At 72.8% G+C, this 26,410-nt stretch carries 23 protein-coding genes; 9 read left to right on the top strand and 14 right to left on the bottom strand.

Annotated elements, in window-relative coordinates:
- Together A2U95_RS09970 and A2U95_RS09965 are read right to left on the bottom strand one after the other, a co-directional pair.
- On the bottom strand, positions 1-1,107 hold a 1,107-nt coding region (locus A2U95_RS09970), incomplete at its 3' end, for a sigma-70 family RNA polymerase sigma factor (RefSeq protein WP_240957446.1).
- A gap of 325 nt (positions 1,108-1,432) precedes the next feature.
- On the bottom strand, positions 1,433-2,173 hold the full coding sequence (locus A2U95_RS09965) for a TetR/AcrR family transcriptional regulator (protein WP_166021801.1): 741 nt from the start codon (positions 2,171-2,173) through the stop codon (positions 1,433-1,435).
- A 379-nt stretch (positions 2,174-2,552) separates the two neighbouring features.
- On the opposite strand from A2U95_RS09965, the gene A2U95_RS09960 reads away from it, so the two are divergent.
- Together A2U95_RS09960 and A2U95_RS09955 are read left to right on the top strand one after the other, a co-directional pair.
- Positions 2,553-3,950 (top strand): NAD(P)/FAD-dependent oxidoreductase, encoded by a 1,398-nt coding sequence (locus A2U95_RS09960; RefSeq protein WP_166021800.1) that lies wholly within the window; start codon positions 2,553-2,555, stop codon positions 3,948-3,950.
- Between the two features lie 162 nt (positions 3,951-4,112).
- Positions 4,113-5,798: an ATP-binding SpoIIE family protein phosphatase gene (locus A2U95_RS09955; RefSeq protein ID WP_166021799.1), complete on the top strand. Its 1,686-nt coding sequence runs from the start codon at positions 4,113-4,115 to the stop codon at positions 5,796-5,798.
- Between the two features lie 51 nt (positions 5,799-5,849).
- Here the strand turns inward: A2U95_RS09955 and A2U95_RS09950 are convergent, their stop codons facing one another.
- Positions 5,850-7,139, bottom strand: a complete 1,290-nt coding sequence (locus A2U95_RS09950) for an MFS transporter (RefSeq protein WP_166025018.1) — start codon at positions 7,137-7,139, stop codon at positions 5,850-5,852.
- Between the two features lie 116 nt (positions 7,140-7,255).
- Between A2U95_RS09950 and A2U95_RS09945 the strand changes: the two genes are divergently transcribed.
- On the top strand, positions 7,256-7,822 hold the full coding sequence (locus A2U95_RS09945) for a MarR family winged helix-turn-helix transcriptional regulator (RefSeq protein ID WP_166021798.1): 567 nt from the start codon (positions 7,256-7,258) through the stop codon (positions 7,820-7,822).
- Between the two features lie 482 nt (positions 7,823-8,304).
- Complete coding sequence (locus A2U95_RS09940) at positions 8,305-8,856, top strand: GNAT family N-acetyltransferase (RefSeq protein WP_240957266.1); 552 nt, start codon at positions 8,305-8,307, stop codon at positions 8,854-8,856.
- 77 nt (positions 8,857-8,933) lie between these two features.
- Here A2U95_RS09940 and A2U95_RS09935 read toward each other — a convergent pair whose 3' ends face one another.
- From A2U95_RS09935 to A2U95_RS09900, 8 genes are all read right to left on the bottom strand, one after another.
- Positions 8,934-10,388 (bottom strand): flotillin family protein, encoded by a 1,455-nt coding sequence (locus A2U95_RS09935; protein ID WP_166021797.1) that lies wholly within the window; start codon positions 10,386-10,388, stop codon positions 8,934-8,936.
- A gap of 76 nt (positions 10,389-10,464) precedes the next feature.
- Entirely contained in the window at positions 10,465-10,980 is a 516-nt protein-coding gene (locus A2U95_RS09930) for a hypothetical protein (RefSeq protein ID WP_166021796.1), read from the bottom strand.
- Between the two features lie 121 nt (positions 10,981-11,101).
- Positions 11,102-12,799, bottom strand: coding sequence for a type IV secretory system conjugative DNA transfer family protein (locus A2U95_RS09925; RefSeq protein WP_166021795.1), 1,698 nt, complete (start codon positions 12,797-12,799; stop codon positions 11,102-11,104).
- 59 nt (positions 12,800-12,858) lie between these two features.
- Entirely contained in the window at positions 12,859-14,280 is a 1,422-nt protein-coding gene (locus tag A2U95_RS09920) for an ATP-binding protein (protein WP_166021794.1), read from the bottom strand.
- Positions 14,281-14,294: 14 nt separating this feature from the next.
- A complete protein-coding gene (locus A2U95_RS09915; RefSeq protein WP_166021793.1) occupies positions 14,295-15,857 on the bottom strand; it encodes an SCO6880 family protein in 1,563 nt (520 codons plus the stop codon).
- Positions 15,854-17,143 (bottom strand): hypothetical protein, encoded by a 1,290-nt coding sequence (locus A2U95_RS09910; protein ID WP_166021792.1) that lies wholly within the window; start codon positions 17,141-17,143, stop codon positions 15,854-15,856. The genes A2U95_RS09915 and A2U95_RS09910 overlap by 4 nt, the downstream gene beginning before the upstream one ends.
- Entirely contained in the window at positions 17,133-17,912 is a 780-nt protein-coding gene (locus tag A2U95_RS09905) for a DUF8175 domain-containg protein (RefSeq protein WP_166021791.1), read from the bottom strand. Before A2U95_RS09905 ends, A2U95_RS09910 begins: the two co-directional genes overlap by 11 nt.
- Positions 17,913-18,141: 229 nt before the next feature.
- Positions 18,142-18,450 (bottom strand): hypothetical protein, encoded by a 309-nt coding sequence (locus A2U95_RS09900; protein ID WP_108951895.1) that lies wholly within the window; start codon positions 18,448-18,450, stop codon positions 18,142-18,144.
- Positions 18,451-18,950: 500 nt separating this feature from the next.
- Between A2U95_RS09900 and A2U95_RS09895 the strand changes: the two genes are divergently transcribed.
- The 4 genes from A2U95_RS09895 to A2U95_RS09880 all read left to right on the top strand — a co-directional run bounded on the left by A2U95_RS09895 (position 18,951) and on the right by A2U95_RS09880 (position 23,579).
- Positions 18,951-20,489 carry a serine/threonine-protein kinase gene (locus A2U95_RS09895; RefSeq protein WP_166021790.1) on the top strand — a complete coding sequence of 513 codons (1,539 nt, stop codon included), beginning with the start codon at positions 18,951-18,953 and terminating at the stop codon, positions 20,487-20,489.
- A 73-nt stretch (positions 20,490-20,562) separates the two neighbouring features.
- Positions 20,563-21,564 carry a C40 family peptidase gene (locus A2U95_RS09890; protein ID WP_166021789.1) on the top strand — a complete coding sequence of 334 codons (1,002 nt, stop codon included), beginning with the start codon at positions 20,563-20,565 and terminating at the stop codon, positions 21,562-21,564.
- A gap of 265 nt (positions 21,565-21,829) precedes the next feature.
- Positions 21,830-22,564, top strand: coding sequence for a phosphatase PAP2 family protein (locus tag A2U95_RS09885; RefSeq protein WP_166021788.1), 735 nt, complete (start codon positions 21,830-21,832; stop codon positions 22,562-22,564).
- A gap of 160 nt (positions 22,565-22,724) precedes the next feature.
- Positions 22,725-23,579, top strand: coding sequence for an SCO4651 family lipoprotein (locus A2U95_RS09880; protein WP_166021787.1), 855 nt, complete (start codon positions 22,725-22,727; stop codon positions 23,577-23,579).
- Between the two features lie 244 nt (positions 23,580-23,823).
- On the opposite strand, the gene A2U95_RS09875 is transcribed toward A2U95_RS09880, so the two are convergent.
- Both A2U95_RS09875 and A2U95_RS09870 read right to left on the bottom strand, forming a co-directional pair.
- The gene (locus tag A2U95_RS09875) at positions 23,824-24,825 is read right to left on the bottom strand and encodes an inorganic phosphate transporter (RefSeq protein ID WP_166021786.1); all 1,002 of its coding nucleotides are present in this window, start codon (positions 24,823-24,825) and stop codon (positions 23,824-23,826) included.
- 8 nt (positions 24,826-24,833) lie between these two features.
- Positions 24,834-25,454: a DUF47 domain-containing protein gene (locus A2U95_RS09870; protein WP_166021785.1), complete on the bottom strand. Its 621-nt coding sequence runs from the start codon at positions 25,452-25,454 to the stop codon at positions 24,834-24,836.
- Between the two features lie 236 nt (positions 25,455-25,690).
- Between A2U95_RS09870 and A2U95_RS32595 the strand changes: the two genes are divergently transcribed.
- Positions 25,691-26,077 (top strand): metal-sensitive transcriptional regulator, encoded by a 387-nt coding sequence (locus tag A2U95_RS32595; protein WP_240957264.1) that lies wholly within the window; start codon positions 25,691-25,693, stop codon positions 26,075-26,077.
- Between the two features lie 37 nt (positions 26,078-26,114).
- On the opposite strand, the gene A2U95_RS09860 is transcribed toward A2U95_RS32595, so the two are convergent.
- The gene (locus A2U95_RS09860; RefSeq protein ID WP_420857030.1) at positions 26,115-26,285 is read right to left on the bottom strand and encodes a hypothetical protein; all 171 of its coding nucleotides are present in this window, start codon (positions 26,283-26,285) and stop codon (positions 26,115-26,117) included.
- Positions 26,286-26,410 lie beyond the last annotated feature (125 nt).

Below are 26,410 nucleotides of genomic sequence, written 5' to 3'. Positions count from 1 at the left end.
GCCCGCGGTGCCACCCGCGCCGGCCCCGCCCGGGGCAGCGGCCCCCGCGCTCCCGCCGCCCGCCGCGGCCGCCGCCCCGGTTCCGGCGCCGCCCGCGAGGAACCCCACCACCTCGGCGTACCCGGCGGGGGCGAACCATCCGACGACCGCCACCGGCACGACCGCCGGGATGCCCCGCGCGACCTCCTGGATCTGCCCGACGGCCACCCGGCACCGCGCGCACTCCTCCAGGTGCTTGCGCAGTCCCCGTTCCGCCCGGGTCCGCAGCCCGCCCCGCGCGAACGCGCCCAGCCGGTCCGCGTACCGCGCGCACTCCGCGTCGGCGGTGAGCGCCGCGCTCACGTGTGCCTGGAGGTAGGCCTGCTTGAGCCCCTCGCGGGCCCGGCTGGCCAGCACCCGCGTCCCGTTGGCGTCCAGGCCGAAGAGGGCGGCGACCTCGCCCGGGGACTCGCCCTCGACCTCGGTGTGCCAGAGCACCGCCTGCCACCGCTCCGGCAGCGAGCGGAACGCCCGCACCGCCAGCGACTGCTCGGCCTGGTGCATCGCCCGGACGTCGGCGGCGAGTTCCAGGGCGCCGTCGTCCGCCCGGCCGGATCCCCGGGCCGTCTGCTCGACGAAGACGACGAAGTCGTCGACCAGTTGCTCCCGGCGGGACGACCTGATCCACCCGGCCGCGGTGCGGCGGACGGTGGTGAGCAGATAGGCGCGGACCGCGTGCCGGGGCCCGGAACCGCCGCGCACCGCCTGCAGCATCCTGGCGAACACCTCGGCGGTGAGGTCGTCGGCGGTGTGCGGGTCCCGGCAGCAGGTGCGGGCGTATCGGCGGACCGCGTCGGCGTGCCGGCGGTAGAGGGCCTCGTAGGCGGAGTCGTCCCCGGCCCGCATCCGCGCGATCAGCGCGGCGTCGGAACCCGGGGGAGCGGTGCCGGAGGTCTCCGCGGCGCTGCCGGCCTCCCGCTGCACGGGAAGCCGCGTCCCCCGCCCCCCTGGCGCGGCCGCCTCGGCGTCATCCGGGGCGGCGCCCGGCCCCGCCTGCTCCGGGATCCGCCCGGGACCGCCGTCAGCCCCACCGCCGGCGCCCTGGTCGTTCCGCTCGTCCATGCCCATGCCTCGGCTGGCCCCCGCACGCCGGTCCGTCATCTCGCGGTCAGCGTGCCACAGGGGGCCGGACCGGCGGTCGGGCCAGCGGAACGACCACTCTTCCGTGGGGTTTCGGCCCGGGACTGCGCCCGCGGGTCATCCGCACCGGGCACAATCCGGGGCCGCGCCCGGGAGGCGTTCCCGGGCGCGGCCCCGGCCCGCGTCGTACAGGCCCGCGTCGTACAGGCCCGCGCCGTACCGGCCGCCCGCGTACGGACCGGCGTCAGCGCGGGCCGGCGTCAGTACGGACCAGCGTTAGCGCGGCCCGGCCTCGGGCCGGCACGGCCCCGCGTCAGGACGGCCGCGAACGCAGCCCCTCCAGCAGGATGTCCAGCAGCCGCGACGACGCCGCCGCCTGGTGCGCCGGATCCGGCAGGGAGGGCGCGGCGGTCGCGATGACCAGCAGCACGTCCGCCACCGACACGTCCGGCCGCAGCTCGCCCGCCGCGCGCGCCCGGTCGACCAGGCGGCCGACCACGTCGAGCAGCGCCGCCGCACCGGCGTCGTCGCCCGGCACGCCGGACTCCCCGGAGTCGGCGGGAACGGTCCGCTGCTGCGGCACCCGCGCGTCGTCCGCCACACCGACCCGCAGCACCTGCGGCGGCAGCAGCCGCCCGGCGCCCGAGGCGACCGAGGTGCGCAGGAACCGGGAGAGGGCCGACCAGGGCTCGTCCTCCTGCCCGAGCGCGGCCCGCGCCTGCTCGGTCAGACGGGCCGTCTCCTCCTCGGCTATCCGCCGCACGAGCACGTCCTTGCTCGGAAAGCGCCGGTAGACCGTGCCGACACCCACCCGGGCACGCCGGGCGACGTCCTCCATCGGCGCCCCGTAGCCCAGCTCGCCGAACACCTCGCGGGCCGCGCGCAGCACATGCTCGAGGTTCCGCTGGGCGTCGACGCGCAGCGGCGTCGTGCGCATCGCGCGTACGGCCGCGTGGCCCATTCCGTTGCCGGTGCCGCTCACCGTCGCGGTGACCGGTGCCGAAGCCGCCCGCGCTACGGGCGCGGACGGCCAGTGAGATTCCTGCGTCTGCATTTCCGATCCCCCCGGTTCATGCGTCTCCCCCCGGAGACTCCCCACCTTGGACGGCCGGGCCACGGGGACGGCGGTTGTACCGAAACCCGCCCGACGCGCATCCGATCCGCGCATCCCCCCACACCCCGGCGCAAGACGAACATAGTTGAGTGGGCGTCAATTCAGAAGAGCCCCGTTCCGGGTGTGCGTCCCCTCGGATGGAGTACAGGGCGCTCCGGCCCGCACCGCACACCGTTCGAGCGCCCCCGCCTCCCCTCCCACCTGCGGATTCCGCTTCCGTAGTTGTGACGCCGCCGACGCCCGCCGGAATCGGCCTCCGGTCACATGAATTGCGCGGGCTGTGGACAAAGTCCTGAACGGAGTGCGTCATGGGAGGGTGATGGTGAAGGAGCGCACCCGGGTGCTGGTGGTGGGCGGCGGCTGCGTCGGCATGAACACGGCCCTGCGGCTGCAGCGCCGCCTTCGGACGGAGCTCCGTTCCGGAGCCGTGGAGGTCGTCCTGATCACCGCGGATCCGTACATGACGTACCAGCCCTTCCTGCCCGAGGCCGCCGCCGGATCGATCTCCCCCCGCCACGTGGTGGTGCCGCTGCGCCGCGTCCTCGGCGACTGCCGGGTGGTCGTCGGGGAGGTCACCGGCATCGACCACGGCCGGCGCCTCGCCCGGTACACCACCGCCGCCTCCGGGGAGCGCGCCGCCCGCAACCCCTCCGCCCCCGGCGGCGAGTCGATCGGCTACGACGAACTGGTCCTCGCTCCGGGCTCGGTCTCCCGCACCCTCCCCGTGCCCGGCCTGGCCGACCACGGCATCGGCTTCCGGACCGTGGAGGAGGCCATCGGCCTGCGCAACCACGTGCTGGAGCAGCTGGACATCGCCGCCTCCACCCGCGACCCCGCGGTCCGGGAGGCGGCCCTGACCTTCGTCTTCGTCGGGGCCGGATACGCCGGGGTGGAGGCGCTCGCCGAGCTGGAGGACATGGCCCGGTACGCGGTGCGGCACTACAACACCATCGCCCCCGAGGACCTGCGCTGGGTCCTGGTCGAGGCGTCCGACCGGATCCTCCCCGAGGTCGACGAACGCCTCGCCCGGTACGCCCTGGCCCAGCTGCGCCGCCGCGACGTCGACGTGCGCCTGTCCACCCGGTTGCGTTCCTGCACCGCCCGTGTCGCGGTGCTCGACGACGGCGCGCAGCTGCCCTCGCGCACCCTCGTGTGGACCACGGGTGTGCGCCCCTCACCGCTGCTCGCCGCCACCGGACTCCCGCTGGACGGCCAGGGGCGCCTGCGGTGCACCGAACACCTCGCCGTCGACGGCGTCCCGCACGCCTGGGCGGCCGGCGACGCGGCCGCGATCCCCGACCTCACCGCCGCCGCGCCCGGCACGACCGTGGCGCCCGACGCCCAGCACGCGGTCCGCCAGGCCCGGGTCCTCGGCGACAACCTCGTCCACAGCCTGCGGGGCGAGCCGCTGGAGGCGTACGCCCACGCCCGTCTCGGCGCGGTCGCCTCCCTCGGCCTGCGCAAGGGCGTCGCCCAGGTCCGCGGCCGCCGGCTCACCGGCCGCGCCGCCTGGCTGCTGCACCGCGCCTACCACCTGGGCCGTCTGCCCACCCTCAACCGCAAGGCGCGGGTGCTCGCCGAGTGGACCCTCGCCGGACTTTTCGCCCGGGAGATCGTCTCCCTCGGCTCACTGGAGCATCCCCGCGCGGAGTTCGAACGCGCCGCTGGTGGAAAGCCCTCCGACGGCCCGCCGGACGACCCGAACGGGTCCTTCTGACCGGACGGAGGAACTCCGCAAACGCGCCAGGCGTCCAACTGATGTCGGTGCAAACCGCCCCGGACCGCTCCGGGGCTGCCACACTGGTCCACCGTCCGCGGCGGCCGCCGATCCGGCCGCATTCCGGAGCAGGCCGGAGACGACAACCCGAGGCAAGGATTCGTGAACTTCACGCGCTGGAGCGCCCGGCTCCCCGGAACGCAGCGCCGCGCCGCAGCGCGGGCGGGAAGCCCTTCCCCGGACCGAGGGGCCCAGGACCGGGGGAACCCGGACGGCGGCGTCCCGGCCCTGCCCGCCGAGGGCTCCGTCCCCGCGGCCCGGGCCGAACGGCCCGGTGAGCCGCGCCGGCCCGGCACCGCCGCCGTCGAGGACCTGGCCGTCCACGACGTCCTGGACCGCGTCCCCGCCCTCGTCGCCCTGGTCCACGGCACGGACCACCGCGTCGCCTATGTGAACGCCGCCTACGCCGCCGCCTTCGGGGCGCGCAGCCCGGGGGAACCGGCCCGTGACGGCCTTCCCGAGCTCGTCGAGATCGGCCTGCTCCCGCTCCTCGACCAGGTCCTGCGCAGCGGCCGCCCGCGCACCCTCAAGTCCCGCAAGGCCCCCGACGGCCACTGCTACACCTTCACCTGCACCCCGGTCGGCGTGGAGGGCGAGCGGCACGGCGGCGTGCTGGTCTTCGCCGCGGACGTCACCGACCACGCCGAGGCGGCGGAGCGGCTGCGGGCCAGCGAGCGCCGGCAGCGCGAGACCGCGGTGACCCTCCAGCGCTCCCTGCTCCCGCAGGAACTCGAGCAGCCCGACGACCTGCGCATCGCCGCCACCTATCACCCCGGCGGCACCGAGGCCGCGGTCGGCGGCGACTGGTACGACGTGATCACCCTCGGCGGCGGCCGCACGGCACTGGTCATCGGGGACGTGATGGGCCGAGGGGTCCGCGCCGCCGCCGTGATGGGCCAGCTGCGCACGGCGGTCCGCGCCTACGCCCGCCTCGACCTCCCGCCGCACGAGGTGCTCCAGCTGCTGGACGGCCTGGCCTCCGAGATCGACGCCAACCAGATCGCCACCTGTGTCTACGCGGTGCACGATCCCAACGAGGGCCGCCTGGTCTACGCCTCGGCCGGCCACCTGCCGATCCTGGTCCGTGACGGCAGCGGCGAGGTGGTCCGCACGGAGGAGCCCACCGGCCCCCCGCTCGGCGCCGGTGGCTGGGTGCACGGCTCCGCGTCGGTGCCGCTGGCCCCCGGCTCGACGGCCGTCCTCTACACCGACGGTCTGGTCGAGCGGCGCGACAAGGACCTCGACGAGGGGATCACCGCGCTGGAGCGGGCGCTGGCGGGAGCCGGCGGCAGTCCCCAGGTGATCTGCGACCGCCTGATGCGCTCCGCGGGAGTCACCGCCGACCACGACGACGACGTGGCCGTGCTCGTTCTCCAGCACCCCGAGCGCACGGGGGCCGAGGCCGACCTCTTCCGCAACGCCGAGCTGGAACTCCTGGGCGGCGCCGAGGCCGCCCCGCACGCCCGCGCCTTCACCTCGGGCGTCCTCACCAGCTGGCGGTTCCCGCCGGAACTCCGCGACCTGGGCGTCCTGGCGGCCAGCGAGCTGGTCGCCAACTCGCTCCAGCACGGCATTCCCCCGATGCGGCTGCGCCTGCGCCGCACCGACCGCCGCCTGATCGTCGAGGTCACCGACGCCGACGACCACCTCCCGCGCCGCCGCCGGGCCGAACCCGGCGACGAGTCGGGGAGAGGCATCGCCATCGTGGCGACCATCAGCTCCAGCTGGGGCTGCCGCCGCACTCCGGGCGGCGGCAAGGCCGTCTGGTGCGAGTTCGCACTGCGGTGACGGCGCCGCCCGGACCACGCACCGGCCGAGGGCGGCGCGGGCCGCACGCTCCTACGCGTCCGCTCCCACCGGCGCGGCCGGCGGCGAGGCGGGCGCGCCCTGCGCCACCACCCGGCTGCGCGAGGCGAACGGGTGGTTCTGCGCGGAGGTGAGCCGCCGCTCCATCATCATCGCCAGCCAGGCCATGGCCACGCAGAACACCATCATCAGCACCACGTACGGACCGTGCAGAGAGGCTCCCATCGGCCCGCCCACGGCCGGGCCGATCGCCAGCGCCAATTGCTTGACCAGCGCGAACGCCGAGTTGTACTGCCCCGCGAGCCCGGTCGGCGCGAGGTCGGCGACGAGCGGCGCCAGGGTCGGCGACAGCAGCGCCTCACCCAGGCCGAACAGCGCGTACACCGAGATGAACGAGACCGTCGCGACGGCCTGGCTGACGTCGGCCAGCCCGGAGAACCCGGCGACCGCCCACGCGAAGGCCCACAGCAGCCCCACGCCCGCGATCACCCGCGAACGCCGCCGCCGCTCCACGAAGCGCAGGACCAGGAACTGGGCCAGCACGATCATCGCCGTGTTGGCCGCCAGCGCGGTGCCCAGCGTGGACGTCGAGATGCCCGCGGCCTCCACCCCGTAGGCGCTCAGCCCCGACTCGAACTGGCCGTAGCAGGCGAAGAACAGCACGAAGCCCAGGACGCACAGCCACACCATGGCCCGGTTGCGCATCAGCCCACGCCAGTCGGCCTTGACCGCGGGGACCTGCTCCGGCGACCCGTCCGGCAGCGCGGCCTTCGGCAGCCGCGTTGTCGCCATCAGACCGGTCAGCAGCACGAACATCGCCGCCTGGATGGAGAACAGCAGGGTGAAGGAGCCCGGCCGCGCCGGGTCCACCAGGTGGCCGCCGATCAGGCCGCCGACGCCCAGGCCCAGGTTCTGCAGGAAGAACTGCGTGGCGAACGCCCGCGTGCGCGAGGACGTGGACGAGCAGTCGACGACCAGCGTGGCGAGGGCCGGCTGCATCACGGCCTGACCGGCGCCGAGCAGCGCCGCCGACAGCAGCACCGTGGCCGCGCCGGCCGACAGCCCGAGCGCCAGCGAACCGCCCGCAGCGGCCACCAGCGAGCCGACCAGCACGGGAAGGGCGCCCCGCGAGACGATGGCCCGCCCGGCGAGCGGGAGCACGATCAGGGCGGCCACCGCGAACACCGCGAGGACCAGCCCCGCCGTCACGGAGCCGAGCCCCCGCACCTGTGCCACGTAGACGTACAGATACGGAACGGTGAAACCCAGACCGAACGCGCTGAGCGCGCTGCCCGCCTGGATCCGCCGCATCGCCTTGCTCACTGTCACCTGCCTCGTACGAGTCGTTAGCTCTGAACACTTAGAACCTAAAGTTCGAAGCTAAACACTACACGCCGAAGGGCTTCAGGTGCGAAGCCTGTACGTGCGATACTCCGCACATGGCCGACAACTCCGCAGACCGGACCGCAGCGGCGCTCGGTGAGCCGACGCTCGAGGAGCAGATCGCGGCCTACCAGCGCGAGTTCCAGGACCTCGACCCCCAGGTCGAGAAGGTCGTCTCGGCGTTGTCCCGGCTCAACCGCCGCATGAACGTCGCCTACAGCCGCCAGACGGCGGACCTCGGCATCAGCAACGCCGAGTGGGAGGTGCTCAAGGCCCTGGTGCTCTCCGGCGCCCCCTACCGGATGGGCCCGGGCGAGTTGGCCAAGCGCCTCGGCCTCACGCCGGCCGCGATGACCCACCGCATCGACCGCATGGTCGCCGAGGGACTGGTCACCAGGGAGCGCGACGAGTCCAACCGCGTGCGCGTCATCGTCGAGCTGACGCCGGTCGGCCGGGAGAAGTGGCTCGCGGCCATGCGCCTGGCGAGCGTCTTCGAGGAGGACCTGCTGCAGGACCTCTCCTCCGAGGAGCGCCACACCCTCGGTGAACTCCTCACTCGCCTCCTCATCCGTGTCGAGCATGCCCAGCCGGACGCCGGAGGCCGTCTGACCGACCTGGACTGAGGCCGCCCCGCGCCCGTCCAGGACGGTCCACCCGGGCCCCTTGACACGGCCGTCGTCGATCCGTAAGGTTCTTCGAGTTGCCGCCGAGCCGTCACGGTTCCCGGCAACCGTTCGCCGCTCTCAGCGGCACCTCACACCAAGCAAGATCACTCCTCGCGAGAGCAATTTCGGCATGCCCGTAATTGAATTCGTGAGGACTCGCGGCATCCCCGCCGGCCCTGAATGGGACCCGATTGGGAACCGCGGGAAGAATCCGCTAAGGTTTGAGACGTCGGAAGGGCCCAACGGCCCGGAAGACAAACCCCCTGACTGGGAATCAGACGCCGAAAGGATCTGATAGAGTCGGGGGAGAGTAGGACGCCGCCGAACAATTCTTGGGGAAGCCCCGCACCGGTTGGTGCGGGGCTTTCCGCATTTCCGGGGAAGTTTCGAACGATTTATTCGGGTGGGCGGCCCGTCCCGGTGCTGTTTAGCCTGACCGCATGGACGACAGACAGCGACCCGTCATCCGGGTGATACGCGCCGGGGAATGGCGCGAGATGAAGGCACTGCGACTGCTCTCGTTGCAGGATCCGGTGGCTCATCTGGCCTTCGCCGAGACCTACGAGAACGCGGCGTCCAAGCCGGACGCGTTCTGGCAGGAGCGCACGGCCGGCGCGGCGGAGGGCGGTGTCGCGGTCCGCCAGTTCGTGGCGGAGGCGCCCGGCGGGGGCGGCTGGGCCGGCACGGTGTCGGTCCTGCTGGAGACGCCGGGAGAGTCGGACTTCCTCGGTGTGCCGATCGAGCGCCGGCAGGCCCAGGTGGTCGGTGTCTTCGTGAAGCCGGAGTACCGCGGCACCGGGCTGATCGGGGAACTGCTCGAGGCGGCGGTGGCCTGGGCCTGGGAGCGCGGGGCCGAGCAGGTGCGGCTGTACGTGCACGAGCGCAACGGGCGGGCGGTCGGAGCGTACCGTCGGCACGGGTTCCGGCCGAGTGGACTCAAGGTGGCGGACGGCGACGAGTACGAGCTGGAGCTCGTGCTGTCCAAGGCGTGACGTGTGAAGGGCCCCGGTTCGCCCCATGGAGACATGGGGCGAACCGGGGCCCTTGGCGTGTGTGGCCCGGGGAGGGGTCACTCGGTGATCGGGACGCTCCCGTTGCGGGTGCCGGTGTCGCCGGTGCCGTTCCGCTGGGTGAGGTTCTTCAGCAGGGAGGGGAGGTCCACGCCGGTGGTGGAGCTCAGCAGCTCGAGGCCCTGGGCGACGTTGTCGGTGACGGTGCGGGAGAGCTGGGAGGCGCCGTCGGTGGAGATGACCGTCATCTTGTCGATGGCGCTCATCGGTTCGGCGGCCTTCTCGACGACCTGGGGGAGGATCTCCACCAGCATCTGCAGGATGGCCGCGTCCCCGTACTGGCGGTAGGCGTCGGCCTTCTTCTCCATGGCGGCGGCCTCCGCGGCGCCCTTGACGCCGATCGCGGCGGCCTCGGCCTCACCCTCGAGGCGGACGGCCTCGGCGATCGCGGTACGGCGCTGCTTCTCGCCCTCACCGGTGAGGCGGGCCCGCTCGGCCTCCGCCTGGGCGGCGGCGATGCCGGCGAGGCGCTCGGCCTCGGCCTGCTTCACGCGGGCGACGCGCTTGGCCTCGGCCTCCTGCTCGGCGGCGTACCGCTTGGCGTCGGCCGGCTTGCGGACCTCGGTGTCGAGCTGGCGGTCGGTCAGGGCGGCCTGGCGCTGGGCGACCTTCTCCTGTTCCTGCAGGATCTCCTGCTGGCGCGCCGCCTCGGCGAGCGGGCCGGAGGCCGCGGCGCGGGCCCGTGCCTCGTCCGTCTCGGCCTGGATCTCCGCCTGCTTGAGGGCGAACGTCCGCTGGGCGACCGCGATCTCCTCCTCCGCCTTCAGCCGTGCCTGTTCGGCGGCGCGGCGGGCGATGGCCTCGGCGATGTCGGCCTCCTGCTTGGCGCGGGCGGCCTCGGGGCGGCCGAGGTCCTGCAGGTAGGAGCCCTCGGTGGTGATGTCCTGGATCTGGAAGGCGTCGGTGATCAGGCCCTGCCCGGAGAGGCTGGCCTCGGCCTCCTCGGCGACCTGGCCGGCGAAGGCGGCCCGGTCGCGGATGATGTCCTCCACCGACATGCGGCCGACGATGGCGCGCAGGGCGCCGGACAGCACTTCCTGGGTGAAGCCGACGATGTCGTCCTGCTGGCCGAGGAACCGCTGGGCGGCGGCGCGGATGGCGTCCTCGGTGCCGCCGACCTTGACGATGGCGACGCCGTCCAGGTTCGCCTTGATGCCCCGCAGGGTGACCGCGCCGCGGACCGAGACGGGGATCTGGCGGGACGACAGGTCGAGGCTGAACCGCTGCTGGAGGAACGGGACGACGAAGACGCCGCCGCCGACCACGACCTTCTGGCCGCTGTTGTCGGTGAAGACGGTGCCGGTCTCCGGGTCGGTGGCCTTCTTGCCGCGGCGGCCGGTGACGATGAACGCCTCGTTGGGGCCGGCCACCTTGTAGCGGCTGACCACGATCAGGCCGAGCAGGAAGAGGAGTACGACGACTCCGGCCGATGCGATGACGACTGGGCTTGGCATGGATTTCCCCCCAGGGAACGGAACAGCGCAGGTGGTGGAACTCGGTGCGTGGCGCGCGGTGCCCGGTGCGCGGCGGTCAGTGTTCGACCGGGCGTACCGAGATGGAGGTGCTGGACAGGGACTGGTCGACCCAGACCCGGGTGCCGCGGGGCAGCGGCCGGTCGGCGCGGGCGGCGAGCTTCACGGGCTGGCCCGCGAGCCGCACCAGGACCTCGCCGTAACCGCCGGCGGATATGGCGGTGACCACCACGCCGGTGACGCCGACGACGTCGGCCTCGCGGGGCGCGGAGCCCGAACCGTCGTTCATCAGGGCCCTGGTGGCGCGGTAGGCGCCCCAGGCGGTGAGGAGGGCGGCGGGGACGGCGATGGCGGTCGCGGCGGCCGGGCCGAGGCCGGTGGTGCCGGTGACGATCGCTCCGCTGAACCCCAGCATCGAGACGAAGCCGGCGACCACGGGCAACGAGATCAGGCCGTCGAACAGGCCGTTGAGGGCCTCGACGCCGCCGAAGAGGCCTTCGAGGACGCCGTCGAAGAGCAGCGCCACGGCGAGGACGACGAGCCCCGCGAAACCCAGCCCCAGGAACCAGACCATGGCGCCCACCCCTCCCCGTTCGCCCGCCTGTCACGGGAGACGGTGGGCGCGGGTCCACGGTTGCACCCCGGTGGCCGGAAGGCACCTCTTTTGAGCGAGTCCTGAGGGACGGGGGGCCGGTTCACAGACCGGCGTGCGGCCAGCGGGCGCGGAGCTGTTCCCGGGAGCGGACCAGGGCCAGGGTGGGCAGGCCCAGGGCGGGGCCCGCGGACAGGAGGTCCGGGAGCTGGGGGATCGGGGCCACGGCGGCGACGTCGTCCAGGACGAGGGTGACTGGTGGGTCGAGGCGGCCGGAGGATGACCGTTCGGCCATGCGCCGGCCGCGCTCGACCACGCTTGAGGCGAGGGCCGTCAGGAGCGGCATCGCCGCCGGATCGGTCCTCGGGTCCTCGACGGATTCGCCGATGACATAGAGCGTTCCCGCTTCGTGGACGAAGGAATCCAGTGCCAGGGAATCGTTCCGGTTCGGTGTGCACGCCTCGCGGATGTGGACGGCGCCCAGGCAGGCGAGGGCACGGGACGTCAAGTGGTGGGCCAGGTCGCGGCGTTCGGTGTGGGAGGTGAGCGCCGACTCCAGTTCGCCGGCCGTGCCGGAGGCGGCGGCGGGGTGGGTGCGCAGGGCGCGGACGGCTTCCTGGACCTGGTGGCCCTGGGCCCAGCGGTGGAGGTGGCGGACCGTGCGGCCGTCCACGGCGGCGGCGTGCAGGTAGCAGCGGAGCAGGGTCTCGGCGGTGTCGGCGACGGCGGCGTCCAGGCGGGCCGCGGGGCGGACCGGGGCCAGCAGGGCGGTGGCGCGCGCGGCGGCGGTGGCCTTGTCCTCGCAGCCGGCCAGGGGGGACCAGTGGAGCCGGGCAGGGGTGTCGCAGAGGCGGGTGGCGTCGTGGACCAGGACGGGGCCCAGCTTGGCGCGGGCGTCCTTGGTGGCCTCCCAGAGCGCCGGGTCGGAGGTGACGACCAGGACGGCCCCCTCGGCCTCCAGGACGGCCTCCACGGCCGGGGGAAGGCGTTCCGTGGCGGGCGCGTGGATCACCGGGCCGGCGGTGGAGGGGCCCGCGGCGGGTGCCGGGGCCACCGGTTGCGGCGGTACCGGGAGCGGGTTGGGCCCGGTGGCGGACGGGGCGGCCTCCGGTGGGGCGGGGCGGGAGGTTGCCGGGGCCGTGCCGGTGGTGTGCGCGGGCCCGGCCGCCGGGCGGGTGTCGGACGGTGCGGGACAGACGGTGGGGATCGTGCCGGCGGGGAACCGGGGGTCGGCCGTCACGGAGGCCGGTACGCCCGCGGCCAGGTGCCCGGAGGCCGGTGCTCCCGCGGCCGGAGCCGTGGAGGACCGGGCCGTCGTGCCGGGAGCGGGCTGGGCCGGGAGGGGTGGTGCGGGCGTCACCGGCTCGGCGTCGGCCGCGAGCCGCGGGTCCGTCCTGGCCGGTGCCCGACCGGCCCGGGACCCCTTGGCGGGGGAGGCCGCGGCGGCGGTCTCGCCGGGCGGCGGGAGGCCGGCCCGTCCCGCGGCGCGGACCGCCTTCCAGCGGGCCACCGTGCCCAGCACGAAGACGGTGAGGACGATCAGCACCATCAGCTCGCCGATCAGGAGTCCCCAGAAGAGCCCGTGGCCGGACAGGGTCTCCGGGTCCGCGTCCGGCCAGGCGCCCGCGAGGTCACGCGGGCTGCCGACCAGGTGCCGTATGGCGAGCGGGCTGCGGGTGAAGGTGACCGCGTCCGGCCACGCGCCGTGGGCGAACAGGGCGGCCAGGCCGGTCGCCGTCCAGACCAGCAGGGTGAGGCCGAGCAGGAAGGCGAGCAGGCCGACCAGCAGCCCGTCGGGCATCCCGCCCTGGCCGCCCGGCGCTCCCGGCGGTGCGACGCGCTTCTCCCCGGGCGGCACGGTCAGGCCACCGACGACTTCGACTCGGGGTACTGGTGCTGCATGAAGGCGGCCGCCCGCTCCTCCGCCTCCAGTTCCGCCGCTCGCAGGGCCTCGGACAGCTCCTCCTCGGCCATGGCGCTGGCCGCCTCGGTCATGGCGCGGTCGGTGAAGACCAGCGGGCGTTCGCTCTCGGTGACCAGGTGCTTGACCACCTGGACGTTGCCGTTGACGTCCCACACGGCGATGCCGGGCGTCAGTGTGGGGATGATCTCCACCGCCCACCGGGGCAGGCCCAGCACGCGGCCGGTGGCGCGGGCCTCGTCGGCCTTCTGGGCGTAGATGGTGCGGGTCGAGGCCATCTTCAGGATCGCCGCGGCCTCCTTGGCGGCGGCGCCGTCCACCACGTCGGAGAGGTGGTGGACCACGGCGACGAAGGACAGGCCGAGGCGGCGGCCGAACTTCAGCAGGCGCTGGAAGAGCTGCGCCACGAAGGGGCTGTTGATGATGTGCCAGGCCTCCTCCACCAGGAAGATGCGCTTCTTGCGGTCCGGGCGGATCCAGGTGTGCTCCAGCCACACGCCGACGATCGCCATCAGGATCGGCATGGCGATCGAGTTGCGGTCGATGTGCGAGAGGTCGAAGACGATCAGCGGCGCGTCCAGGTCGATGCCGACCGTGGTGGGGCCGTCGAACATGCCGCGCAGGTCGCCGTCGACCAGCCGGTCGAGGACCAGTGCCACGTCCAGGCCCCAGGCGCGGACGTCCTCCAGGGCGACGTTCATCGCCTCGGCCGACTCCGGCTCGGGGTGGCGGAGCTGCTCGACGATGTCGTTGAGGACCGGCTGGCGGTCCACGATGGTGGAGTTGACGTAGGCGTGCGCGACCTTGAGGGCGAAGCCGGCGCGCTCGTCGAGGCCGTGGCCCATGGCCACCTCGATGATGGTGCGCAGCAGCGCCAGCTGGCCGGTGGAGGTGATGGCCGGGTCCAGCGGGTTGAGGCGGATGCCGTGGTCGAGGGCGTTGGTGGGGTCCAGGCGGATGGGGGTTATGCCGAGTTCCTGGGCGACCAGGTTCCACTCGCCGACGCCGTCCTCGCCCTGGGCGTCCAGGACGACGACCTGGCGGTCGCGGAAGCGGAGCTGGCGCAGGACGTAGGTCTTCTCCAGCGCCGACTTGCCGTTGCCGGACTCGCCCAGCACCAGCCAGTGCGGGGCGGGCAGCTGCTGGCCGTAGAGCTGGAACGGGTCGTAGATGTAGCCCTTGCCGGAGTAGACCTCGCGGCCGATGATCACACCGGAGTCGCCGAGTCCGGGGGCGGCGGTGGGCAGGTAGACGGCCTGCGCCTGGCCGGTGGAGGTGCGCACCGGCAGACGGGTCGTCTCCACCTTGCCGAACAGGAACGACGTGAAGGCTTCCGTGAGGACGGACAGCGGGTCCCGCATCAGAGCATCAGCCCCTACCTTCGGATTCCGGTCGCGAATGGAAGCGTGTTGACGAAGGCGCGGTGGTGTTCGCGGTCGCACCACTCGAGCTTCAGGTACGACTTGCCGGCCGACGCGCGGATGGTCCGCTTGTCCCGGGCGAGCGCCTCGGGGTTGCGGGAGGAGACGGTGATGTACCCGACCAGGTTGACGCCCGCGGCGCCGCTCGCCAGGTCCTCGCCGCGCTGGTCGAGGCGCGAGTGGGCGGCCATGTCGCGGGGGTCGACGGTGCGGTTCATCTTGGCGGCGCGGCTGGCCTCGGCCTCGTCGTTGGTCTTCTCGGTGAGCATCCGCTCGATGGCGACCTCGGTGGGCTCCAGGTCCATGGTGACGGCGACCGTGCGGATGACGTCGGGGGTGTGGACCAGGAGGGGGGCGAGGAAGTTGACGCCGACCGGGGTCATCGGCCACTCCTTGACCCATGCGGTGGCGTGGCACCAGGGCTCGCGGGTGGACGACTCGCGGGTCTTCGCCTGGAGGTAGTTGGGCCGGCGGGCGTCCAGCTCGGCGGGCCAGGCGTTGCGCTTGGACATCGCCTGGATGTGGTCGATCGGGTGGTCCGGGTCGTACATGGAGTGGATCAGTGACGACAGGCGGGCCTGGCCGAGCGGCTGGCGGACGCGGATGTCGGCCTCCTGGAGGCGCGAGCAGATGTCGGTCAGCTCCCTGGCCATGACGACGGCGAGCCCGGCGTCCTTGTCGAGCCGGCGGCCGGGGCCGCGGCGGGCGGCGCGGGCCATGGCGTGCGCCTCGGCGGCCAGTTCGCGGCTGTAGTGCATGCAGGCCACCAGGTAGGCGCGGTGCTGCTCGCTGCTGGTGGAGACCATGGACTGGAGCTGGTCGTAGGAGCGGCGCAGCCACTGCGGGGACCGCTCGTCGCCGCGCATCGCCACGTCCTTGGCGTGCGCGTCGGGGTCGGCGGGCAGGGTGCGGGCCAGCATCTGGAGGCGGGTGACGAAGCCGTCCCCGTTGGCGACGTGCTTCAGCAGGGTGCCGAAGCGGTCGACCAGGGCCTCCTGGTCCTCGCTGTCGCGCAGGCCCACGCCGGGGCCCTCGATCTCGATGGCGGCGGTGACGGTGCGCCGGTCGGCGTGCAGCAGGACGGCGATCTCGTCGGGGCCGAACGGGGCGGACAGCCAGGTGATGCGGCCGATGCCGGGGGGCGGTCCGACCTCGACCTGGCGGCCGTCGAGCCGGGTGCCGGCCTCCATGGCCGCCGAGCGGTAGACGGCGTTCGGGCCGCGGACCGTGCGCTTGTAGCTGCGGTTGATCTCGAACCACTTGTAGAAGGTGCGGCCCTTGTACGGCACGTACACCGCGGCGATCGACAGCATCGGGAAGCCGGCCAGCAGGACGATCCGCAGCGTGAGCAGGGGGACCAGCAGGCCGCACATCATGCCGAGGAAGGCCCCGGCGATGATCAGGGCGATCTCGCCGGTCTCGCGGTTGCGGCCGATGATGGCGTTGGGTCGGGCGCGGCCGATCAGATACGTACGGCGGGGCGTGACCGGGTGGGAAACCTGCGGGTGGGTCGTCAACGCCCTTCACCTCCTGTGCGGTGGGTGCGGCTGTCAGAGGCGTGGGGGCTGCCCGCGGGAGCGGCGGGGCTCGTGCGGGGAGCGGGGGCGCCGCCGCGGGCGCCGTGGGCGGCTACGCCGCCGGAGACCGGGTTCGCGGGGCGCGGGGCGCTGCCGCCGCTGTTCTCGGCGCGGGTCGAGTGCGTCTTGATGCCCTGGGCCACCAGGGTGGCCGGCGAGCTGATCACCGCGGCGGCCTTGCCCTCGGCGCCCTGCATCAGGCGGTTGTTGCGGCTGTTGGCGATCTCGTCGCCGAAGCCGGGGACGAAGCGGTAGATCATCGCGCTGGCGAAGATGGCCAGCAGGATGATCGCCAGGCCGGACACGATCGCGGCGAGCTCGTCCGGGCCGTCGTCGCCGGCCAGCGCGCCGGCCAGCCCGAGGACGATCACGATGACGGGCTTCACCAGGATGACGGCGATCATGATGCCCGCCCAGCGGCGGACGTGGCCCCAGAGGTTCTTGTCGACGAGCCCGGCGTACACGACGACGCCGAGCAGCGCGCCGACGTACAGCAGCACGGCGCGCAGGTAGAGCTCCAGGTAGAGGAGACCGGCGGCGACGATGGACACCAGGGAGACCAGGATCAGCATGATCGGGCCGCCGCCCATGCCGTCGCCCTTCTCCAGGGCGGCGGAGAAGGTGCCGAAGAAGGCGTCGGTCCGGTCGCCGGTGGCGCCGGCCAGGACGTCCGTGACGCCGTCGGTCGCGGAGACGACGGTGTAGAGGATCAGCGGGGTGAACGCGCTGGCGAGCACGGTCAGCCAGAGGAAGCCGACGGCCTCGCCGAGCGCGGTGGCCAGCGGGACGCCGCGGACGGCGCGCTTGGCCACGGCGAGCAGCCACAGGACCAGGGTGAGGATGGTCGAGGCGGCGAAGACGACGGCGTACTGCTTGAGGAACTGCTGGTTGGTGAAGTCGACGGTGGCCGTCTCCTGGACGAGTTCGCTCAGTTCGGTGACGGTCCAGGAGGCGGCGTCGGCGAAGCCCTTCGCCAGGGAGGCGAGGGGGTCCAGGGCGGTGGTGGGGTCACCGGGGATGCTGTTCGCGTCCACGCCGCCGCCACCGCCGGACCCTTCCTCGCCGCGTTCGCAGTAGTCCTTGGCCGGGCCGCGGATGAGGTCACAGGGGTCGTCGTCCGGCGCGGGCGGCGGGGCCGCGACCGCGTGCGGGGCGTGGAACAGCGCGCCGGCCTGCACGGTGGCGACCGCGGCGGTGAGTCCGAGTGGGAGGCGGCTAGCGCGCATAGGTGAACCCTCCGTACTCGGAGACGGCCTTGGTCATGTCCTCCGACGTGGAGGCCCGCTGGTCGCGACCGACGGGGACGGGACCGTCCTTCTGCTGGAAATCGGTGACCTTCCAGTCCCCGCGGGTCCAGCTCAGTTCGTAGGTGGTGGTGTACCAGCTCTCGGTGACCGGGTTGGTCGAGTTGTCACCGGACAGGCCGAAGAGTGACGTGTACCAGACCTCGACCGTGGCCTTGTCCGCTCCGTACTCGGTGACCTTGGTACCCACCGGGATGATCCGGGACACGAACGACTGTCCGCTCGGGGCGGAGCCGTCCTTCTCGAGCCCGATGTTCGCCAGGAAATCGGGGTTCGCGTAGGCCCGGTCGAGATCGGCTCGGCGCTCCGCAGCGACTTCGGAGGCGTAGACGGCGTCCACGATGGCGTCCCGGCGGCCCTTGTCGAACATCTCGGCCGACCCCAGTGCCACCGCGTAGTTCGCCGCCGCGCTCTGCGCCCCCTGCTCGTCGTGGGCGAACCCCGAGGAGACCGGCCGCTCCCCCGTGGGGGCGGTCGGGGCGGCGGCGGAGGACTTGTCGGCGTCGCGGGTGCCCTCGTTGTCGCGGTTGGCGAAGGCGATCGCCGCGATGAGCAGGACGATGACGCCCACGGCCGTCACCAGGCCGCGCGAGGACCTGCCGCCGCCGCGTCCCCTGCGCGGCGGCAGCTCGTCCCGCTCCGGCATGCGGGTGCGCGTCTGACCGTCGCCGTAGTCGTCCCCGAGACTCATGCGCCGTTCGTCCCTTCGGTCGCGCCGTGCGGGAGTTTGTCGTACTGGAACGTGCCAAGGTACGACGGTAGCCCTCCTGGACCCCGAACGGGCGCGGTGTGGTGACTGGACATCAGGGTGACGCATCCTCAGCCGGTGGGACAGCGGACATGTGGGGGTCTCGGAAGCATCCGGGGGCGCTCCGGCCGGGACTGGACGGTGTGCCGTGCGCGGGCTGGTCCGGGCCCGGCTAGACGGCCATGCCGTACACGATGGTGAAGAGCGTGCCGAGCGAACCGATGATGAAGACGCCGGTGAGGCCGGCGATGATGAGGCCCTTGCCCTGTTCCGCGCTGAACGTGTCGCGCAGTGCGGTGGCGCCGATGCGCTGCTTGGCGGCGCCCCAGATGGCGATGCCGAGGCAGAGCAGGATGGCGATGGCCATGACCACCTCGATCATCACCTTCGCCTCGTTGCCCAGGCTGCCGAAGGGGCCCCAGTCCGGAGCGATCCCGCCGATGATGGTGGTGATGTCTCCCTCGTCGGCTGCAAGAAGCATGTAACTCACCGCCCCTGTTGGGTAGTTCCGCGTGGCCTCCGCCGGGTTGCGGAGGACAGGGCTCATTGTCGCCGACGATGACGTGCTGTCATGTCGACTTGGCGTCATTACGTGGCTGGTTTTGTGTGGCTGTCGTGAGGTCTGGATGCGTGGAGGTGCGGAAAGTCACCTTACCTTGACGTTAAGTAGTCATATGATCACTTTGTGTACCACGGTTGAGTCCGCCGGGCAACGATCCGGAATCGCTGCGTTCGGCGCGGCGTCCTGGCGGTGACGCCGGTCCGGTCGCGCCGGTCGGGTGATCGTCGGGGAAGCGGTGGTCCGGAGCGGGACCGCGGGAGCGGCGGTGGTCCGGCCCCGGCCGGGTGCGGCGGGTTCCGGACAGCGGTGAGCGGCGTGCGCGTGGGCACGGGGCGTCCGGTGGGTGGCACGGGGGCGCACGGACCGGGTGTTGCAGGTCCCCTCCGCATTCCGGGACGGTCTGTGGCACTGTCTTTGCCGTGGACGCGCTGAGGGGTAACGACCCGACCAGACTTGGCCCTTACGTCCTCCAGGCGAGGCTGGGGGCGGGAGGCATGGGGCAGGTGTACCTCGGCAGGTCGCCCGGTGGCCGGCTGGTGGCTCTCAAGGTCATCCGGGACGAGATCACCGAGCACCCCGAGGCGCTGGTCCGCTTCCGGCGCGAGGTCGAGACGGCCCGTGCGGTGCGCAGCGCCTACACCGCCAACCTGATCGACGCCTCGCTCGACGAGGCGCCGTACTGGCTGGCGACCGAGTACGTCCAGGGCCCGACCCTGAGCTCGGCCGTCGCCGAACGGGGCCCGCTGCCCGCGGAGACCTGCCGGGGGCTCTTCGCCGCGCTGGCCGAGGGGCTGGCGGCGGTGCACGCGTGCGGGGTCACCCACCGGGACCTGAAGCCGCAGAACGTGATCCTCTCCCAGCGGGGGCCGCAGCTCATCGACTTCGGCATCGCGCGCGGCGCGGAGCAGACCGCTGTCACGGAGGACGGGGCGGCCGGTCCGGGGACGCCGGGATTCACCGCCCCCGAGGTGCTGATGCGCAACGAGGTGGGCCCCGCCGCCGACGTGTTCGCCCTCGGGGCCACGGTCGCCTACGCGGCCACCGGGCGTCCGCCCTTCGGCACGGGTCCCGCGGCGAGCGTCGGCTACCGCGCGGTGTACGAGCCGATCGACCTCGCGGGCGTCGAGGAGGGGCTCGCGGGGCTCGTCCAGGCGTGCGTGGCGAAGGATCCCGCCGCCCGGCCGTCGCTGGCCCAGGTGATCGAACGCTGCGCCGTGTCGGGGGCGCTGGTGGGCGACGTCCACTACGCGGCGCTCGCGGGCACCGGGGCGGTGCCGCAGCCGGCCGCCGCTCCGGCCCCGGGCGGCGCCCCCGTCCCCGCCGTGCCCGCCGCGGCGCCTCCTGGGCGGGCGGTGGGTGACACGGGCCCTACCGCCTCACCGGTGGACGGGAGCGCGAAGGGGGGCGGCGCCTCTTCGGAGCCGCCGAAGCGCATCGAGCAGACCGCTCCCAGCGTGACCTACTGGAACGCCGATCCTCATGACGAGTGGGCAGGCGGTAGGTGCAACATCCCGAGCGAGGAAGTCAATCAGCACTTCCAGTTCTCTGTGCCGCGCGATGCCGCCGAGATCGCGTCAGGAAAAGTCAAGATCGGCATGCGGTTGAAGCCCGACGGTGCCCGGCCGGGGGAGCGCTACTACGCGACTGCCGTGGTGAAGCCTCCCCATGACCAATCCGTGGCAGAGGCCGAGGAGTCCGGGATGGGACTGATCGAGAATCGGGCGCTTGGGCACACCAGCGAACTGGTGGACCTCAATGCCGAGGGCGATGCTCAGGACAGACCGTGGGTGGAGTTCACCTACCCCGATGATTTCGGCACGGACGCCCAGGGAGGGAGTTCCAGCGACGCCAGGCCGCTGCGGGACGACCCGGGTGACTGGACCGTCATGTTCATGCATGTGACGAGTCCGAAGGACTATCGCACCGTCGTCTGCACCGGCTTCACCGTTCCGGAGTAGGCGGGGCGGCCGTGGGGAGGAGAAGGGCCGGCGGGTCGCCGGCGGGGTCATCTCGTGGGGGAGGGCTGAGGACGTGCGGAAGGCTTGGCTGACCGGAGGGGCGATCGGCGGGGCCGTCATGGCCTTCGTCATGCTGCTGGTGATCGGCGTGTACGTGGTCGCCGGCAACCTGGTCCGCGGTGCGGCCGAGGGCGCCGTGGACGTGGTGGAGGGGTCGGTTCCGGCGCAGTACGTGAAGCTGGTGCGCGACTGGGGCAATCTCTGTCCTGAAATCAACCCCGCCCTGCTGGCCGCCCAGCTGTACCAGGAGAGCGGCTGGGACGCCGACGTGGTGAGCCACGCCGACGCCCGGGGCATCGCGCAGTTCATCCCGAGCACCTGGGCCACCCACGGGATCGACGGCGACCGGGACGGCGACCGGGACATCTGGGACCCGAAGGACGCGATCCCGTCGGCGGCCTCCTACGACTGCGAGCTGGCGAAGTACGTCGAGGACGTGCCGGGTGACCGGACGAACAACATGCTGGCCGCGTACAACGCCGGCGCCTACCGGGTGATCAGCTCCGGCGGCGTCCCGGCGATCACCGAGACGCAGAACTACGTGAAGCGGATCCGGGCGCTGGAGAAGTCGTTCGCCAAGCCGAAGGCGCGGCTGGAGCCGAGCCGGCAGGCGGCCGGGGCGATCATGTACGCGCAGGACAAGCTGGGCACGCCCTACCTGTGGGGCGGTAACGGGACCGCCGAGCAGGGCGGCCGGTTCGACTGCTCCGGGCTGACCAAGGCGGCGTACGCGAGCGTGGGGATCGAACTGCCGCGGGTGGCGAACGACCAGTACAACGCCGGGCCGCATCCGTCACGGGATGAACTTCTCCCGGGCGATCTCGTATTCTTTTCGGACGACCCCACCAATTCCCGGGCGATTGATCACGTAGGGATCTATGTCGGTGGCGGTTACATGATCGACGCTCCCTTCACCGGCGCCGTGATCCGCTTCGACCCGGTGGACACCCCGAAGTACTTCGGGGCGACCAGGGTCACCGCGGAGGGCGCGGCGGCGCTGCCGGGCGTGTCGTGATCGCGGAGGGATGGTGTGCGTCACGCGGTGACGCGTGTGCGCCAGGTGAAGCTCTGCCCTGAGCTGCGCGGACGAGTTGCTCTTGGGTAACGTCTCGGTGATCTTTCGCCGGGAAATGGAACCCTTGAGCGAGGCTCGTGCGTTCCTGGTGATGCACGGGAACCGCACGGGACCGCACGTCGCACCACGGGGGTGGACAGGCGGCGCGCACGCGCAAGGGACGCGCGTGCGTTCCGGAGACACAGATGAAGGGGCCGACTGCACGATGGCTGGACTCGCCGAATCCGGGTCGAATCCCGATGTCGGCCTGCTCTTCGAGATAAACGGCCTGGCCGAAGCGGCTCCTACCTGGTTCGACCGGACCATGGAGTACGTCGGGGAGTACGGGCTGCCGCTCGCCATCGTGGTGATGGGGCTGTGGTGCCTGGTACGGGTCCGGCGGCTCGGCCGGGAGGGCGTCGCGGATCGCCGGTCGGTGGTCGCCTCGGTGGCCGCGATCGCCTGGATGCCGGTGGCCGCGATGGTGGCCGTCATCGTGAACATACCCATCCGCGGATTCGTGGAGCGGCCGCGGCCCTTCCTGACGCACCGCGGCCTCGAGGTCCTGGTCGAGGGGAAGGAGGACTACTCCTTCGTGAGTGACCACGCGACGCTGGCCATGGCCATGGCGGTCGCGCTCTTCCTCGCCCACCGGAAGTTCGGCGTGGTGGCGATCGTGCTGGCGGTGCTGGCCGGCCTGTCGCGCGTCTACATGGGCGTCCACTACCCGACGGACGTGGCGGGCGGCTTCGCGCTGGGCACCGCGGTGGCCCTGCTGCTCTCGCCGGTCGCCATGACGGTGCTGACGCCGCTGGTCGGCTGGCTCGGCCGGGTGCCGGGCATCGGACGGCTGCTCCTGGGCGACGTGGCGCGGGACGAGGACCGGGCCGAGAGGACGGCGACGCCGTCCTCCGGGGACCGGCCCGCCGGAGGCGGGGACGCCCGCGGTCTCGCCGCCTGACCCGACGAGCGCACGTCACCGGGGCCCGTACCTCTCGGAGGTACGGGCCCCGCCCATGTGGGGGGACCGCGCCCGCCGTGCGTGACGGGGGGTGCTACCCGTCGTTAACCGGAACGGCAAGGGCCCGTGGGCGGACGAACCGGCATGGGGGTGGCAGGCGATGGAACGGTGGCGGCGGATGCGGCGCACCGGTGTGGACGTGGCGGTGGCGGCCGCGGGGGCCGCGGTCATGGCCGGCGTCGTCGGCTGCTCCGGCGGGGCCGTCGCGGACGACCGGCGGGCAGACGGCGCGGAGGGGCCCGGGGCCGCGCGGACGCTGCTGCGGCAGGCCGCGGTCCGGCTGGCGGAGGCGGGCACCTCGCGGGCCAGCACCTCGATGGCGATGGCGGCGGGCGGCACCAGGATCGTCATCCGGGGCGAGGGCGTGTACGACTACCGGCGGCAGCGGGGCGAGCTGCGGGTGACGCTGCCCGAGGAGCCGGCCGGGCGGGCCCTGCGGCGGCCGATCACCGAGCTGCTGACGCCCGGGGCGGTGTTCCTGAAGAACCGCGGGGAGGGCGTCCCCCGGGACAAGTGGGTGCGGGTGGACGCCGGGGACTCCGCGGACGGGAACCTGGTGACCGGCGGCGCCACCGACCCGCTGGCGGCGGCGGAGCTGCTGCGCGGGACCCGGCGGGCCGAGTACCGGGGGACGGTGGACTTCGCCGGGACGCAGGTGCGGCGGTACGAGGGCGTGGCGCACCTGGGGGACGCGGCGGTGCGGGCCGCGACGGGGTGGCGGGAAGGGCTGCGCGCGGCGGCGAAAGGGTTCGCCAGCGCGGAGGTGCCGTTCGACGTGTACCTGGACGGCAAGGGGCGGATCCGGAAGGTCCGGCAGGAGTTCAGCTTCCTGAACGAGACCCGTCGGACGGTGGTGGTGACGTCGACGACGATGCTGTACGACTTCGGGGCGGCAGTGGACGTCCGGCTGCCCGCCGCGGGGGACATCTTCGCGGGGCGCATCGCCTCCCGGTGACGCCGCGGGGCGGTGCCGTGCGGTTCCGTACGCGGCGGTCGCGCCGCCGCGCGGCGCGTGGGCCGTCCCCTTCCGCCTGCGGGCGGTCGTGCCCGCCCCCTGGGCGGCCCGGCTGCCCGCAGGGGGCGTGGCGCCCGCGCCCGCGGTGAGGGGAGCAGGGGGGCTCCCGCGCCCGCGCGGGCAGTGGGGCGGGCGAGGGGTCGCCCGCGGGCGGGCGCGGGGTGGCGGTCGCCGGGGCCCGGGGTTACAGGAGGGCGACGAGGTGGACGAGGCCGTAGCAGGCGGCGGCCACCGTGGCCGCGGCCGGCATGGTGATGAACCAGCCGAGGATGATGTTCTTGGCCACGCCCCACCGCACCGCGTTGACCCGCTTGGTCGCGCCGACGCCCATGATCGCCGAGGTGATCACGTGGGTGGTCGAGATGGGCGCCTTGAAGATGAAGGCGGTCACGAACATGATCGACGCGCCGGTGGTCTCCGCGGCGAAGCCCTGCGGCGGGTCCAGCTCGATGATCTTGCGCCCCAGGGTGCGCATGATGCGCCAGCCGCCCGCGTAGGTGCCCAGCGAGAGCATCACGGCGCACATGACCTTGACCCAGACCGGGATCGCGTCGCCGTACTCCTCGACGTCGGCGATGACCAGGGCCATCACCACGATGCCCATGGTCTTCTGCGCGTCCTGGAGGCCGTGGCCCAGCGCCATGCCGGCCGCCGAGACGGTCTGGGCGATGCGGAAGCCGCGCTTGGCCTTGTGCGGGTTGGCCCGGCGGAAGATCCACATGATGGCCGTCATCACCAGGTAGCCGGCGATCAGGCCGACCACGGGCGAGATGAACATCGGCAGGACGATCTTCTGGAGGACGCCGTCCCAGTAGACGGTGATGCCGCCGGCCAGGGCCGCGCCGACCATGCCGCCGAACAGGGCGTGCGAGGAGGACGAGGGCAGGCCGAAGTACCAGGTGAGGAGGTTCCAGGCGATCGCGCCGACCAGCGCCGCGAAGAGGATGCCCATGCCCTTGGAGCCCTCGGGCGTCTCGATCAGGCCCTCACTGACGGTCTTGGCGACGCCGGAGCCCAGGAAGGCGCCGAGCAGGTTCATCACGGCGGCCATCGCCAGCGCGGCCCGCGGGGTCAGCGCCCGGGTGGAGACCGAGGTGGCGATCGCGTTCGCGGAGTCGTGGAAGCCGTTGGTGTACGTGAAGAAGAGCGCGACGCCCACGGTCACGATCAGAGCAAAGGTGTCCATGTCGGAGGTCAGGACTCCTTGACCGAGATCGTCTCCACCGTGTTGGCCACGTGTTCGAAGGCGTCGGCGGCCTCCTCGAGGACGTCCACGATCTGCTTGAGCTTGAGCACCTCGATGGCGTCGTACTTGCCGTTGAAGAGCTGTGCCAGCAGCTTGCGGTGGATCTGGTCGGCCTGGTTCTCGAGGCGGTTGACCTCGATCCAGTACTCGGTGAGGTTCGACATCGTGCGCAGGTTGGGCATGGCCTCGGCGGTCAGCTCGGCCGCCCGCGCCAGCACCTCGATCTGCTGCTCGACGCCCTTGGGGAGCTCCTCGACGTTGTAGAGGACGACCAGGTCGACGGCCTCCTCCATGAAGTCCATGATGTCGTCGAGCGACCCGGCGAGGGAGTAGATGTCCTCGCGGTCGAACGGCGTGATGAAGGAGGAGTTCAGCTGGTGGAAGATCGCGTGGGTGGCGTCGTCGCCCGCGTGTTCCGCGGCCCGCATCCGCTCGGCGATCTCACCCCGCGCGGACGGCTCCGCGCCGAGCAGTTCCAGCAGGAGCTTGGAGCCCGTGACGATGTTGTCCGCGGAGGCGGAGAACATGTCGTAGAAGCTCGTCTCCCTGGGGGTCAGACGAAAGCGCACGTGGGGTCCTCGGAGGGTCTGCGAATCGGTCAGGGTGATGCTAGGCCCATCAGGTGGCCGCTGCTAATGGAGCGGGCTGGCCGAGATCCAGTGTCGCCCATCCGATCCGCGGCGGCCGTAACCCCATCTACCCACCGAACGCGAGTACCATATACCCGGCAGGGGTATGCATCTCGGGCGGGCCGTCGGGGCCCGGCCGTGACATATGTGACACACGAGGCGAGGAGGCCGCCGGGATGGCGACGACGCCGGAGGCCGCGCGGGCCGGGGAGGCCCCCGCCGACGAGCGCGGACAGGACCTGCCCGTGGGCGTGGACGGGGACGGGCACGCGGCCGGGCACCACTACGGCTACCACGCGCAGAAGACCGAGCACCTCAAGCGCCTGCGGCGCATCGAGGGGCAGATCCGCGGGCTGCAGCGGATGGTCGAGGAGGACGTCTACTGCATCGACATACTCACGCAGGTGTCCGCCTCGACCAAGGGGCTGCAGTCGTTCGCGCTGCAGCTGCTGGAGGAGCACCTGCGGCACTGTGTCGCCGACGCGGCGGTCAAGGGCGGCGACGAGATCGACGCCAGGGTCGAGGAGGCCACCAAGGCCATCGCCCGGATGCTGCGCACCTGACGGCCCGGCCGGGCTCCCGCTCCGCGGGAGCCCGTGGTCAGCGCGAGGTGCGGCGGTCCTCCCGGACGCGGAGGATCTCGTCGATGCTCGCCTGGCTGAGCCGGTCGACGTTCGCCGAGGACGCGGCGATCATGAGGTCGCCGCAGAGCTCTATCTCGGCGAGAGCGATCGGGTCCTGGACCTGTCCCGGTGCGCCGAGCGGAGCCACGCCGATCACCTCTCCTTCCGCCGAAGCCCGTACGGGCTTTCCAGGGTAAGGAGGCGACGGCGGTCGGCGCATGGCACGGACGGGCTAGTCCGGTGGGCCCAGAACGCCTGGAGGGGTGCGCGCCC

This window comes from Streptomyces chilikensis (assembly GCF_001642695.1).
GTDB lineage: Bacteria > Actinomycetota > Actinomycetes > Streptomycetales > Streptomycetaceae > Streptomyces > Streptomyces chilikensis.
This window is presented reverse-complemented; position numbering and strand designations above follow the sequence as displayed.

Bases quoted from the DNA above. Each gene is read 5' to 3' on its own strand.
- A2U95_RS09945 (WP_166021798.1), top strand. From the start codon at position 7,256: ATGGCCGACAACTCCGCAGACCGGACCGCAGCGGCGCTCGGTGAGCCG.
- A2U95_RS09905 (WP_166021791.1), bottom strand. From the start codon at position 17,912: ATGAGTCTCGGGGACGACTACGGCGACGGTCAGACGCGCACCCGCATG.
- A2U95_RS09900 (WP_108951895.1), bottom strand. From the start codon at position 18,450: ATGCTTCTTGCAGCCGACGAGGGAGACATCACCACCATCATCGGCGGG.
- A2U95_RS09935 (WP_166021797.1), bottom strand. From the start codon at position 10,388: ATGCCAAGCCCAGTCGTCATCGCATCGGCCGGAGTCGTCGTACTCCTC.
- A2U95_RS09940 (WP_240957266.1), top strand. From the start codon at position 8,305: ATGGACGACAGACAGCGACCCGTCATCCGGGTGATACGCGCCGGGGAA.
- A2U95_RS32595 (WP_240957264.1), top strand. From the start codon at position 25,691: ATGGCGACGACGCCGGAGGCCGCGCGGGCCGGGGAGGCCCCCGCCGAC.
- A2U95_RS09885 (WP_166021788.1), top strand. From the start codon at position 21,830: ATGGCTGGACTCGCCGAATCCGGGTCGAATCCCGATGTCGGCCTGCTC.
- A2U95_RS09925 (WP_166021795.1), bottom strand. From the start codon at position 12,799: ATGCCCGACGGGCTGCTGGTCGGCCTGCTCGCCTTCCTGCTCGGCCTC.
- A2U95_RS09920 (WP_166021794.1), bottom strand. From the start codon at position 14,280: ATGCGGGACCCGCTGTCCGTCCTCACGGAAGCCTTCACGTCGTTCCTG.
- A2U95_RS09965 (WP_166021801.1), bottom strand. From the start codon at position 2,173: ATGCAGACGCAGGAATCTCACTGGCCGTCCGCGCCCGTAGCGCGGGCG.
- A2U95_RS09880 (WP_166021787.1), top strand. From the start codon at position 22,725: ATGGAACGGTGGCGGCGGATGCGGCGCACCGGTGTGGACGTGGCGGTG.
- A2U95_RS09930 (WP_166021796.1), bottom strand. From the start codon at position 10,980: ATGGTCTGGTTCCTGGGGCTGGGTTTCGCGGGGCTCGTCGTCCTCGCC.
- A2U95_RS09960 (WP_166021800.1), top strand. From the start codon at position 2,553: ATGGTGAAGGAGCGCACCCGGGTGCTGGTGGTGGGCGGCGGCTGCGTC.
- A2U95_RS09875 (WP_166021786.1), bottom strand. From the start codon at position 24,825: ATGGACACCTTTGCTCTGATCGTGACCGTGGGCGTCGCGCTCTTCTTC.
- A2U95_RS09910 (WP_166021792.1), bottom strand. From the start codon at position 17,143: ATGCGCGCTAGCCGCCTCCCACTCGGACTCACCGCCGCGGTCGCCACC.